The 14105-nt window shown below is 50.7% G+C and carries 7 protein-coding genes; 3 read left to right on the top strand and 4 right to left on the bottom strand.

The window, feature by feature from the left end:
- Positions 1–53: 53 nt before the first annotated feature.
- From HPS53_RS07490 to HPS53_RS07475, 4 genes are all read right to left on the bottom strand, one after another.
- Positions 54–1058 carry a YqiA/YcfP family alpha/beta fold hydrolase gene (locus HPS53_RS07490; protein WP_104368415.1) on the bottom strand — a complete coding sequence of 335 codons (1005 nt, stop codon included), beginning with the start codon at positions 1056–1058 and terminating at the stop codon, positions 54–56.
- A 311-nt stretch (positions 1059–1369) separates the two neighbouring features.
- The gene (locus HPS53_RS07485; protein WP_172205450.1) at positions 1370–4180 is read right to left on the bottom strand and encodes a pitrilysin family protein; all 2811 of its coding nucleotides are present in this window, start codon (positions 4178–4180) and stop codon (positions 1370–1372) included.
- 38 nt (positions 4181–4218) lie between these two features.
- Positions 4219–4419: a helix-turn-helix transcriptional regulator gene (locus HPS53_RS07480; RefSeq protein WP_104368962.1), complete on the bottom strand. Its 201-nt coding sequence runs from the start codon at positions 4417–4419 to the stop codon at positions 4219–4221.
- 35 nt (positions 4420–4454) lie between these two features.
- Positions 4455–5108 (bottom strand): DUF2975 domain-containing protein, encoded by a 654-nt coding sequence (locus tag HPS53_RS07475; RefSeq protein WP_172205449.1) that lies wholly within the window; start codon positions 5106–5108, stop codon positions 4455–4457.
- Positions 5109–6193: 1085 nt separating this feature from the next.
- Between HPS53_RS07475 and HPS53_RS07470 the strand changes: the two genes are divergently transcribed.
- The 3 genes from HPS53_RS07470 (at position 6194) to meaB (ending at position 13975) form a co-directional block, all read left to right on the top strand.
- Complete coding sequence (locus tag HPS53_RS07470; protein ID WP_172205448.1) at positions 6194–11722, top strand: alpha-2-macroglobulin family protein; 5529 nt, start codon at positions 6194–6196, stop codon at positions 11720–11722.
- A 19-nt stretch (positions 11723–11741) separates the two neighbouring features.
- The gene (locus HPS53_RS07465; RefSeq protein WP_253942845.1) at positions 11742–12803 is read left to right on the top strand and encodes a DUF1573 domain-containing protein; all 1062 of its coding nucleotides are present in this window, start codon (positions 11742–11744) and stop codon (positions 12801–12803) included.
- A 71-nt stretch (positions 12804–12874) separates the two neighbouring features.
- Positions 12875–13975, top strand: coding sequence for a methylmalonyl Co-A mutase-associated GTPase MeaB (gene meaB, locus HPS53_RS07460; protein ID WP_104370016.1), 1101 nt, complete (start codon positions 12875–12877; stop codon positions 13973–13975).
- The last annotated feature ends 130 nt before the right edge of the window (positions 13976–14105 follow it).

Here is a 14105-nt window from a genome sequence, read left to right as displayed (position 1 = left end):
TAATCAAGGCATTACCGCCTGTTTGTATTATTTATGTCGTTTGGCGCTTGATGCTATTGCCCTCCGAGCCTGCTGAAATACTCAATTACCTCATCCCACGTCTTGAATGTGTCCGAGCCGAACTCTATCCGTGTGCCCATGAAGTCTTTCGAACCGTTGTCCTCAAGCCTGTCGATGAGATAATCACCGTATAGCAGGTCTTTCCGGTTGGTAAGTATCAGCCGGTTATAGGCCGCCACTCCGAGATTTTCAAACGTCCATTCCTGCATACGGCGTGCGTATTCGGTATTGTTGGTCGGAGCCGCGGCCACGATATGTATGTCGTAAAACTCGAGCAGAAGCCTGTATGCCTTTACTAAACTTGGCAGCGGCCTGCCGTTGTGTTCCATCGTTTCCTCGATGCATATATATATAATATTGCGCTGGCGATGTTCCTGCCTGTCGTATATCCACCTGATTACCGGCAGTACGGAGTGCAGCAGTATGCTGTCGTTCATGCGGTGCCCGCCGTGGAAGCGCAGGGCGTTGCGGTATCGTGCGGCAAAAAGGTCATGGGTGTGTACCACCGGATCCTCGATACCGAACAATCCCCATACGTGTTGTTGCTCGTCCTCATCGATGCCGGTGAAGCATTGTTCCGTTATTTCCTGATATTCGGCCTGTATTTGCTTTGTCATCATGAACTCCTTGATGCCGTCTTGTCTCGGATTCAGGAACGTAACCTTGCCGAGCATGTTGTTTTTCAGTATGTCTTCGCCCATCTTGAATGCGGGGTTGACAAGTATACGGTCGAAGCCCCGCAGCATCTCGGCATACATTCCGCCCATCGACGTGCCTATTATCAGGTCGGGTTTAATCTCGTCGCATGTCTTTTGCAGAAGTTCCATTGCCTCATGTGGATGTATCGGCAGGTCGGGAGCCGTCACTGTGGCTTCTGGCAGCAGCTCACGGATTTTCGATACCGTTCCCGATTGTCCCGAAGAGCCGAAGCCATGGACGTATAGTATGTTCTTTCCGGCCATCAGGTCGGGGTATGATAGCGTGTGATTGATTTCCATCTGACGTATTATCTTGTTCCGGTTGCAAAGATATAAATTTTAAGGCATATTACAATTACTCACCTTCAACTTGCTGATCACATGTTATGTGGCAATGGTATGTAATGTCAAAGTAAATCGCAGCGGTTTAGGTATTATCCAACCGTGCTTGACTGGTGTTTTAAGTATGGATGAAAATAAACCCCGGCATCGCATGATGGATGGTGTGCGATACCGGGGGTGATAGTTCTTGTCAGAAAGATTCTATGTTATTATCCGGATGAGTACGATGTGCTTGTCCGAAATGAAAATCTTTCTTTTGCGCATGCTTCTTACTTGTTCTCCTCGGGCAGCATGGTCACTGTCACGCAATTGTGTTGCTTCAACAGGTAGTTGCTCACAAAGTCCTGAATGTCCTTCGAGGTCACGCTCTTTATCGCTTCGAGCATGCCTTTATGGTCGTCCTTGCCCCAAAGAGCTGTCAACACAATCTGGTTCTGCCAGTAACTGTTCTCGCGCTGGCTGTCGTTGTAGTCCTTGACCTCAAACTCTTTAACCTTCGTCAGTTCTTCTTCGGTCACTCCTTTGGCTGCTATGTCGTCTATTCCGACTTTCATCAGATAGAGGGCGCTGTCCATCTTCTCGGGTTTCACCGGGCAATATATCTGCATCGTATAGCTGTCGTATAGTACACAGTCGATGGATGCGCGCGCGCCTACCGAGTATGCCATCGATCCTTCCTCGCGGATGCTCTTCAAGTAACGCTGTGACAGGATTTCACCGAGAGCGTTGACCACGGCCGCTGTCTTGTTGTCATATTTCACCTCGCCGGTCCAGATCACCCTGATGCTTGCCTTCGGGCTTTCCATCTGGCGCTTGAAGCGGTTCTCTACGTTGCCTTTCACGGGGCGTATGCCGCAGTCTGTGAGTTTCTCGCGCTTCTTGATACCGGGCAGAGTGGCGATATACTGCTCTGTAAACGCACGCAGGCTGTCTGTGTCGAATGCTCCTGTGAAGAAGAAGTCAAAGTCACCTGCCGACGCGAAACGCTCGCTGTAAATGCGGCGTACAGTCTCGTAGTTGGCTTTGTCGAGGTCGGGGATGACGCTGCCCACACGCTTGTTGTGGCCGTACAGGGTCTGCTGTATGGAGTCAGAGAAAGCCACATCGGGGTTCTTGACCACGTTTTGCAGTTGTGTGCGCAGTGTCTGTATCAGGTTGTTGTATCCGTCGTTGTCTACGCTCGGCTTCTGGAAACGCAGGTAAATGAGTTCGAAAAGCGTGCGAAGGTCTTTCGGTGTGCTGTTACCGTCGAGACGGTCTGTCGTCATTGTCAGGCTGGGAGAGAGGCTCACCTGCTTGCCGGCCATTTTCTTTTCAAGTTCCACAGAGTTGAAATTTCCGATACCTGTCGAGCTCATTACAGCTGTCAGCAGTTCGGCGTTGGTGAGGTCTTCCTCTTTCACTTTGTTTGTTCCGCCGAGCGAGCGTGCCGCCATCATGACCTGTGAGTTGTTGAAGTCAGTCTTTTTAAAGAACACTCGTGCTCCGTTGGCCAGAGTCCAGCATGTATATCCGTGTTCTGCGGCCGCCTCCTTCTTTATCTTCACCGGTGTGGGAAGTTGCGGTACGAGCGGTTCGTCTTTTACATTGTCCACGTATGCTTCGAGTTTCGCCTCCTTGGCTGTCTTGATGGCCTGTTTGAAAGCGTCGGCAGTAGGAATGGTCACTCCCTCTTTGTCTGCGTACAGGGCCAGGCATACGAAGTTGGTGTCGGTGCTTGCCACCATCTCTTTGAATGCTGTTGAAATGGCTTCGGCCGGCAATTGCTGTGCGTATGCCTTGAAAGTCTGGAATTCTGTCTCGATGTCTGTGAAGTAATCGCCGTCGAGGAAGTGGCGTACATATTCGTTTACGAAACTGCCGTTCTTGCGCTTGTCGCGGTTCTCGTATATCTTCTCGAACGAGCTTATCTGCTCGTCGCGCGCCCTGAGCACCTCGGTGGCGGTAAATCCGAAGCGGTTGGCACGCTCAACCTCTTCCATCACAGCCTGTACGGCGGCTGCGTCCTGTCCCGGTTTCGGGATGATGTATACCATGAAGGCATCGCATGTGCGGCTCATTATATATTCACCGTATTGCGAGCCGGCCTGCAAGAACGGGCAGTCGGCTTTCTGAGATAGTTCTCCCAGACGTGCGTTGAGACATGTCGATACTACCGATGTCATGTAGCTCTGCAACATCAGGGCAAGCGTCCCGCGCATTTCCTGCGGCATTCTCTCCTGCTTGAAGAGCAGCTCGATGATGTTGTTCTGCTGTTCTTTGTCCTTGTCGATCACGTAGATAGGCTCGTTGTTGGCCGGTACGGGATACATTTCGTACTTGGCCGGGTTCTCGGGCATCTTTATGCCGCCGAACATCTCTTTGATCTTGCTTTCAACGTAGTCCACGTCAAGGTCGCCCACAACAACTATTCCCTGCAAGTCGGGGCGGTACCACTTCTCGTAGTATGCGCGCAAAACCTCGGGCTTGAAGTTGTCGATGATTTCCATCAGTCCGATAGGCATGCGGTGACCGTACTTGCTTCCCGGATACAGAGTGGGAAGGTTGCGTTCGAGTATACGCTGGCTTGCCGAGCTGCGCATGCGCCACTCCTCGTGTATCACGCCGCGCTCCTTGTCTATCTCGGCCGTTTCGAGCAGCAGTCCGTCGGCCCAGTCGTGCAGTATGAGCAGGCAGGAGTCGATGTTTCCCTTTGTCGTAGTGGGCACGTCGTTGATGTTATACACAGTCTCGTCTGCCGCTGTGTATGCGTTCAGGTTGTATCCGAACTTCACTCCGATAGTCTCGCAGTATTCCACGACCTTGTTGCCGGGGAAGTTTTTCGTTCCGTTGAAGCACATGTGCTCCAAGAAGTGAGCCAGGCCGCGCTGGTTGTCGTCTTCCTGCACCGCGCCCACTTTCTGCGCGATGTAGAAACTTGCCCTGTCTTTCGGCTCCTCGTTGTGACGGATGTAGTAAGTCAGTCCGTTTTCCAGTTTGCCGTAACGCACTGCGGGGTCCATCGGAAATCCGGGCATCTGTTGTGCACCGGCTGTCCACGAACAGAACGCAGCGAATGCGATAACGATTAATTTTTTCATTGTTTTCAAATGTTTGGTTAATTATTAGTGTATCCTATTTATTTATATTCCAATATCTCTCCCGGCTGGCAGTCGAGCGCCTTGCAGATGGCTTCGAGCGTGGAGAATCGCACGGCCTTTGCCTTGCCTGTCTTCAGGATAGACAGGTTGGCGGGTGTCACTCCCACGGCTGTCGCCAGTTCGCCGAGCGATACCTTGCGTCTTGCCATCATCACGTCGAGATTAACTATTATCGGCATTGTCTTTTCTATTCTTCTGTATATTGCTATTTTTGTTATATTGTCAGTTCCTGGTCCTCCCTCAACCTCAGTCCCATGGCGAACACCTCGCCTATGATGCAGGCCAGCACTCCGAGTATGATGTTGCTGCTGCACAGCGGACTGAGCCAGTCTATTATGCGTCCTTCCACGGCGAATGCCTGTGAGATCGTGTAGCATTGTATCCAAGAGTATATGAGGTTTAGCGCCGATGCGGCTATGAGCAGTCCGCCCATGGTTTCCAACAGGTTCACGTTCTTCCATGTGAATATCTCCTGTCGGTTTATGTTTTTGATGAAACGGATGAAGTGCCACATCACAAGCAGTGTCAGCACAGTGCTTATTATGGCGCAGAATGTGCTGATGAATCCTGGTATTCCGCCCATTACATCTTTGTCGAGCCACACCACGCCTTGTGTCATCTGTGCTTTTACTGGCTTACCGTCCACGGTGTTAGTCACGTATTCGGGATGTTTCACGAGGCTGCTTGGCAGCAGTTGCACCATTACCGGGCTTTCTGATTTGAACGGCGTGCCTTGGTTGTGCGAGGCTTTTATTCCTTCGTTGAAGCCCTCGTAAAAACCGAGGCCGGCATAGAAGCATCCGCCGATGAAGTTGATTATCAGCACCACGAATACTATTATGCTCAGGAGGTTGAACTTTCTTTTCATGTTTATATGCCTTGTTTGTCAGCTTTGCCGGGCGGTTTGTGTCTTGTTGCGGCATTGAATTGTCGGCAAGACACGCTCTTCCGGCCCTGCAAATGTATGAATAATATTTTTATTGACAAAACAAATCAGTAGATATATATCGAAAAACGATGTTTTTTTTTTTTTGTTCGATATATATTGATTGAATAATAATAACATGAATATACATCTGGCATATATGTGTTCAGGAATTTGCGTATAATTTTGTTTCATGCTGTCTCGTATTTTAGGACATTATTTTGTATTATGACAGGGATGGCTTCTGCTTTATGATTAAGATGGTTCTCGTGATATTTTTAATTAAGGCGGACTTGCTGTTTGTAAAATAAAATCCGAAAGACAATGGAGGGCAAATCTTGCATGTTTATGCAAAAGACGGTTGCCGGATATTCGAATTCCCATTGATTTTTGATAATAAGACGATTGCCGGTTTGCCGTTCGGACGTTGTTTTGCATTTAGATACTCCTTGCACTGCGTTTAGACGCTAATTGCTTTCCGTTTAGATGCCGAATGGAAAGCAATTAGCGTCTAAACGCAGTGCAACCGGATACCAAATGCAGCGCTAAAACATCGGATATAATACAAAAAAAGGCTTCCGGCATAATTTGTCGGAAGCCTGCTGCCATCGCCTCTGACAGGGCGATACGACACATTGTGGCAAATGCGGGGCCAAAGTAAATATGTAATTACTTTATGGCGGACATGCCGTCACTTTGCTTGTGTCAAATATTGATGTCTTCAAAACTGTATGATTATTCATTTTGTGCGGGTGTCTATTTGTCTGCTATTGGTTATTTGTAAATTATTTATACTAAAAGCGGGCGGCTTCCGGTACAAAGATAGTCATAAACACAGCCGAAAACAAGATTTATGGCGATAGAGATTGCGATAAAGACGTATGGTCGGCAAGATTTCGGAAATGTGAAAGTTTATTTTAAAAAATACAAAGTCTTTGCGTTGTGCGATATTTGTTATACCTTTGTAGACATATAGGCCGGTGGCAGTGAAGTGCCTGCCGTGGCCGGACAAGTCAAAAACTATTATCATGAACAAAACTGTTTTTACGATCATTGCCTTTGCGGCACTGGCATTCGTACCCGTCAAGGGACAGACATACGCATCGTTGTGGAACCAGGAGAAGGCGGCTGAAAGAAAAGACCTGCCCAAGACACAGATAGAGGTGTTGAGGAAAATACAGGCCAAGGCCGCGGGAGAGAAAGACTACGGGCAGTTGCTCAAGGCCGAGATGAAATCGGTGTCACTGTTGTGCGGCCTGTCGGTAGACTCGTTGGGCCCGGCGACAGACCGGTTGAAGGCCAAAGAGAAAAACACGTCAGATGCCGTGCTGCGTGCCGTTTACAGTGCGATACTGTATAAAATTTTTTCCGGAGAGATACTCGACGGCTGCTCGTCAGACTCGCTTGCCGCACACTATAAGGCCCGTGCCGTCGCCGATGTGAAGACCCTCGCCGCCACCCGCGTGTCGTTGTACGAGCCGTTTGTGATAAAGGGCTATAATGCGTCGGTATTTGGCGACGACATGCTAAGCGTCATCGGATACGAGACGCGCAACCATGAGGCCATGCACCGCTATTACAGTGCGGCAGGCATGCGACAGGCGGCCTGCATTACAGCGCTCGAGATGTTGCGTGGCAGCGGCATGGAGAGAGGCGGCAAAATGAATAAATCGGGCTATATAAAATCGCTCGATTCGCTTATCAACGAATATTCCGATCTCGACATAGTCTGCGAGGCGGCCATAGAGCGGTATGATGCCATGAACATATGTACTGACGTGACAGTGGAAGACAGGATAAGCTACATAAACTACGCTATCGGAAAATGGGGCGGCTGGCAGCATGCCAACGTGCTGCGTAACCGTAAGAAGTCGCTGACCGACTCTCGCTTTGAGGTATATTCCGAATACAACACGGTGGCTCCGGGTGTCGGCAGTGTCATCAAGCTCCGGGAATTGCGCAACATATCGTCGCTGACGATGAATGTATATCGTGTGAATGCCACGGGCGAGACGAAGCTGTCGCCGGATACAGAAGACGGATACAGGGCTATGAGACCGTTGCTAAAAGCACTGCCCGACCGTAGGGTGACGCGTAAGTTCATGGCTCATCCCGATTATTTCGAGTTCGCGGACTCGATAACGCTGGCCGGATTGCCGGCCGGGGTCTATATGCTCGAATTTCAGAGTGTGCCAGCAACGATGACAGTCAGAAAAATATTTTATGTCACGAGCGTATTTACCATGGCCGAGGCTTTGCCGGAAAATACGGTGCGTTGCGTGGTGGTGGACGTCACTACCGGACAACCGCTGCCCGGGGCGAAAATCAAACTGAGCGGCCGTGGAAATGGTTTGAAAACAAATAATGTGGTGCTGACGTGCGATGACAAGGGAGAGGCACTGCATAAGTTTGCTGCCAACCGGTGGTGGTTTGACAAAGTATATGCCTATACTCAGACAGACAAGTACAGCCCTGTCGGCAGAATGTACACGATATACGGTTATTCGGAGGGCAACAGCGGATTTGAGCAGACAAATATTTTCACCGACAGGAGCATATACCGCCCTGGGCAGACTGTTCACGTGTCGGCGGTGACTTATATGAACACAAATCGTGTGGATAACATTGCCGTGGCGGGTCGTTCGGTTACTGCGGTGCTGCGCGACGCCAACCGCAAGGTATTGGCAGAGCGGCAGCTCACCACGGATAAATACGGCTCTTGCTCCACCGACTTCACTCTGCCGGCAGGCATGATGAACGGAAACTATACGGTACAGGTCGGAAAGTCGGCCAGGGGAATAAGGGTTGAAGAGTATAAACGGCCGACATTCAATATCGAGTTTCCTGCGATTGACGAGAAATACGGTGCTGGCGACACGCTGGTGCTCAAAGCGAAGGCGCTCAGTTATGCCGGTGTGGCGGTGCAGGGAGCAAAGGTGCGCTATACCGTGCGCCGGGATGTCGCGTTATGGTGGCGGGGCATCGCCCGTGGAGTGCGGTCTTTCCCGCTGTCGGGAGAGACCGTGTGGACTGGCGATGCGGTGACCGGCGAAGACGGGACGTTTGCCGTGGAGGTGCCGCTCACGCTGCCGGCAAAAACCGGCATGACCCCGATGCACTATAATTTCGTGGTTGAGGCAGACGTGACCGACACTGCCGGTGAGACGCAAAACGCATCGATGAGCGTGCGGCTCGGCACCAAGGAGGCAACCCTGACCGGAGACTTGCCGGAAAAAGTGCTTGGCGACAGCCTGAAAACAATAACATTCACTCTGTATAATGCAGCCGGAATGACGATGGTGTCAGACGTGCGGTTTTATATTGACAACGAGAACGACTGGCAACAGGCCCGCACGGGTAGTCCGGTGGAGTTGAAAAAACGTCTCGCCGCCGGCCGTCACTGTCTTTTCGCCGTGTGTGATGGCGATACTCTCAGGCAGGATTTCACCGTCTTCGGGCTTGACGACACGGTGCCTTGTGTGGATACCTGTGCTTGGTTCTATACGTCGGCAGGTTCGTTCCCCCGTGACGGAGGGGCCGTGACCGTGCAGGTAGGATCGTCGGATAAGGATGTACACATAGTGTACAGCATCCTCTCAGGAAACAAGATAATAGAGAGCGGTTCGACAGACGTGAGCAACGGGCTGATAAACCGCAAACTGACATATAAGGACGAATATGGCGACGGACTGCGGATAATGTATGCCTGGGTGAAAGACGGTCGTTATCATGATTATGCCGCAACGATAGAAAGACCTCTTCCGGACAAGCGTCTGAAGATGAGCTGGACAACGTTCCGCGACCGTCTCACTCCAGGACAGAAAGAAGAATGGAGGCTCAGGATAATAAAGCCTGACGGGACACCGGCCGACGCACGGCTGACAGCCACGCTCTACGACAAAGCCCTCGATAATATAATGAGTCATAATTGGAGATTTGATGTATTCTCTTCGCTAAACATCCCTTATTCGTCGTGGACATCGATGAGAAGAATGCCGCTCAGCGGTTTTGCCATGGCATCGAGCAGGTCATTGCAAAGTAAAGAGTTTGATGCCGGACGGTTCGACATAGGCATGGTATATAGCGGCTTTCTGATGTCTGCGGCAAGTACAAGGAAATATAGTGTCAGGGGTATGGGAATTATGGCAAAAACGGAAATGTCTGCTGATATGGGTGAAAAGGAGGCCGGCGGGCTGCCTGCTGCCGGCATGGCTGATGAATTGAAAGAGGTGAAGGAAGAGAATTCGGTGACAGGACCATACGGAATGGACGGGAATGATGCGGGCGGCGACGTGTATGGTGAAGTGCAGATGCGTGAAAACTTCAACGAGACGGCTTTCTTCTGTCCGGATGCCGTGACGGATAAGGACGGTAGCGTGACGCTCTCTTTCACACTGCCGGAGAGTCTGACTACATGGCGTTTCATGGGGGTTGCGCATACTCAGGACATGCTGAACGGAATGATTCAAGGCGAGGCCGTGGCGACAAAGGAAATAATGATTCAGCCAAACGTGCCGCGTTTCGTACGCATGGGCGACAAATCGCAGATAACCGCACGCATCTTCAACACGGGTACGGAAACGGTGAAAGGCACCGCAAGGATGGAGCTGATAGACCCGGAGACGGATAAGACGGTATATAAAGAGGCAAAGCAGGTGACGATAGATGCCGGCGGCACGTCAGGCGTGACGTTCGGTTACAGTCCGTCGGTAGGACACACCCTGTTGATATGCCGTATTTCCGTGTCGGGTAAGGATTTCAGCGACGGCGAGCAGCACTATCTGCCGGTACTTCCCGATCGTGAGCGGGTGACGGTCACTGTTCCATTCACCCAGAACGGGCCGGGAGTGAAGACGATAGACATATCGAAACTGATACCGGTAAAAGACGGACAGACCAAGCTCACGGTCGAATACACTGATAATCCGGCATGGATGATGGTGCAGGCGCTGCCAGTGATAGCCTCGCCGAATGCCGAAAACGCCATAGATCGCATGGCGGCGGTATATGCCAATACCGTGGCCGCAAGCATAATGGGCGGCAGTCCTAAGATAAAGGCCGCTATCGCACGGTGGAATATGGAGAGCGGCAGTGAGACATCGATGATGAGTGCCATGAAGAAAAACGGTGAATTGAGGGATATTGTACTCGCTGAGACACCGTGGGTGGCCGATGCCGACAATGAGGATGAGCAGAAACGGCAAATCGCCGACTTGTTGGACGGGGCGCGGATAGAAAGCCGCACTGTTTCCACGGTAAGGAAACTTATCGATACACAAAATGCCGACGGGTCGTGGGGCTGGTGTCCGGGAATGAGAGGAAACCAGTATGTCACAGTGACCGCGGTACAAATGTATGCCCGGATGAAGGCTATGACCGGCAATGAGGCCGGTTGCGGGGCAATGATGGACAAGGCGTTCAAATATATGGACGGTGAGATTGTGAGGTTGGTAAGTGACATGAAGAAAGCGGAGAGCAATGGAGTGGAACAATCTTTCCCCGGAATGATGCCGTTGCAATATCTCTATTCGATGGCGATAAGCGATCGCAAGCCGTCGAACGCCGCACGCTCGGCATGCGATTATCTGATAGCGTTGTTGAAAAAGGACATTGCAAGCCAGTCAATATATGCCAAGGCGCTCACGGCAATAATACTCGCCAGACATGGAGAGACGGCCAAGAGCCGCGAGTATGTGCGGAGTTTGAAAGAATATACTGTATATAACGAGGAGACGGGGCGCTATTACGACACACGGAGGGCAAGCTATTCATGGTGCGACTATAAGATACCGGCACAGGTGGCGGCAATAGAAGCCATAAAGGCGGTGACCCCGGCCGATGGCAAGACGATAGGTGAGATGCGCCGCTGGTTGTTGCAGCAGAAGCGTACGCAGGCATGGGACACTCCTATAAACAGCGTCAATGCTGTATATGCTTTCCTTTTCGACAACACTAACGCACTGTCGGCAGGAACAGAAACGGTGCTTGCCATAGACGGGAAAAGGCTCGAAACACCGGGAGCGACGGCTGGATTGGGATATGTGAAGACTGCCGTCACAAATCCGAGAGGCACGGAACTGACGGCAACGAAGACATCGGAAGGCACGTCATGGGGTGCTGTATATTTACAGTACATGCAGAAGACACCGGAGGTGAGCGCCACCGGAAGCGGGATAAAGGTGAAAAGGGAAATAATACCATCGGGAACTGACGGCAAGAAAACCGTGAAGGAACTTTCCGTGGGCGACCGTGTGACGGTGAGAATAACGGTAGAGGCAAGCCGCGACTTTGACTTCGTGCAGATAACGGACCGCCGCGCGGCCTGCATGGAGCCGGTGAATAGGCTCAGCGGATACAGGAACGGTGCGTATATATCGCCAAAGGACAACTCGACAAACTATTATATCGACATGCTTCCGAAAGGAACATGGGTGATAGAGGATGTATACTACATAGACCGTGCGGGTACATACGAGACCGGAACATGTGCCGCAGCTTGCGTATATGCGCCGGAGTATCGTGCAACGGAGAAATCGCAGACGGTAAACGTGAAGTAAGTAATATTTGGATATGGAAATGAAAACGATAATAACACAACTGTTGCTGTTGGCTGCCATGCCTGTGGCGGCGCAGAGACTGACGGTAGCGAAGAAGACGGTGGACTGTGGAAAGGTGGCATACGAGAAGCCTGTGACCGCAACGTTCGAACTTCGCAACAAGGGGATTAGAAAACTGAAAATAACGGAAGTGAAAGCCGGCTGCGGATGCACGAAAGTGGAATATCCGACAGAGGACATTCCGGCGGGAGACAAGTTCACGCTCAGACTGACATACGATTCCCGCCAACTCGGACACTTCGACAAGAGTGTTCGAATAGTCAGTAACGGAAGCAGGCAACCGGTATATCTCAACATGAAAGGAGTGGTGGTGGAAGATCTGAAAGATTACTCCGCGTCTTATCCTTTCGCGATAGGCGAACTGCTCACCGACCGTAATGAAATAGAGTTTGACGATGTGAACAAGGGCGATAACCCGGTGCAGGATATATATATCATGAATGCGGGGACAAAGGTGTTTACGCCGAATATGATGCACCTGCCGCCCTATCTCTCGGCAGTGGTGACCCCGGAACGGTTGGCACCGGGACGCTCAGGGAAGATAGAGGTGATGCTGAACTCGGCAAAACTGCATGATTTCGGTCTTACCCAGACATCTGTTTACTTGGCTCGTAACATAGGCGAGAAGATCAGTAATGACAATGAGATAACAGTGTCGGCAGTGCTTTTGCCCGATTTCACAGGTATGACGGGCGCACAGCGGCAGTATGCACCGAAGATGAAGCTGTCGGCCGAGACTCTCGATATAGCCTTTGACGGCAAGTCGAAGAAGACGGAAGAGATAGTGATAACAAATAACGGGCGCACTGCTTTGAAGATAACATCGCTGCAAATGTTTACATCGGGATTGAAAGTCACGCTCGGAAAGCGTGAGATAGCAGCGGGAGAGACAACCAAACTGAAAATAACGGCCCAGCGCGACGAACTGAAAAAGTTGCGCTCGAAGCCCCGTGTGCTGATGATTACCAATGACCCGGACAAACCGAAGGTGGCAATAGAGGTGAGGATAAAGAACGATTAGCGGTCCGTATTTCTGTTGTGACAGATAGATATTATATTTATTTACCGATTATGAATGATTGATTGTGAACTATGGAGCATCCGGAGAATAACGAAGAATACAAAGGACTGACGGTCAATGGAGGCGTGGAGCAGCCGTCGATAGTAAATCCGTACTTGAAGCGCAACCGTTTCCGACGCCGCGAACTTTCAGTAGCCGAGATGGTTGACGGAATAATACGCGGTGATGTGACGGTGCTCAGTCAGGCGGTGACACTTGTCGAAAGCGTAAACCCCGACCATGTGGCAAAGGCTCAGGAAGTGATAGAGAAATGTCTGCCGCATAGCGGCAATTCGATACGTGTGGGAATAAGCGGTGTGCCGGGCGCGGGTAAGTCTACAAGTATAGACGAGTTTGGCGTCCATGTGCTCGACACGTATGGCGGAAAGCTTGCCGTGCTGGCCATAGACCCCAGTTCGGAACGCTCGAAAGGAAGCATACTTGGCGACAAGACGCGAATGGAAAAACTCGCCCAGCACCCCAAATCGTTTATCCGTCCCAGCCCGTCGGCAGGCTCGCTTGGCGGTGTGGCACGTAAGACCCGAGAGACAATAATACTCTGTGAGGCTGCCGGATTTGATAAAATATTCGTAGAGACTGTGGGAGTGGGGCAGAGCGAGACAGCCTGTCACTCAATGGTGGACTTCTTTTTGCTTATCCAACTTGCCGGAACGGGCGATGAGTTACAAGGCATAAAGAGGGGAATAATGGAGATAAGCGACGGGATTGTGATAAACAAATGCGACGGAGAGAACGTGGATAAGTGCAAACTTGCGGCCACGAGTTTCCGCAATGCGTTGCATTTCTTCCCCATGCCGGAAAGCGGGTGGACACCGAAGGTGTTGTGTTACAGTGGTTTTTATGGTATCGGCATCAAGGAAATATGGGATATGGTGTATGAATATATTGATTTTGTCAAGGCAAACGGATATTTCGACTATCGCCGTAACGAACAAAGCAAATACTGGATGTATGAGAGCATAAATGAGCATCTGCGTAACAATTTCTACAACAATCCGCTTGTTCGGTCGCGTTTGAAAGAGTCTGAGCGTATAGTGCTTGACGGAGAGAAAACGAGTTTTACCGCCGCGAAAGACTTGCTTGACATGTATTTCGATGTGTTGAGAAAATGACTTTCAGACAGACATCTGTTCTGTGGTGTGCCATGAGACGGTGAAAGAGGAATGGTGGCCATGGTATATGAATGATTGATTAACCGTGGTAAGGAATCTTTGATTAGCAATAATTGTTCAACGCTTATTT

This window comes from Prevotella sp. PTAC, assembly GCF_013166535.1.
Taxonomy (GTDB): domain Bacteria; phylum Bacteroidota; class Bacteroidia; order Bacteroidales; family Bacteroidaceae; genus Prevotella.
The sequence above is the reverse complement of the archived record's forward strand: the minus strand, read 5'-3'. Positions and strand labels throughout refer to the sequence as shown.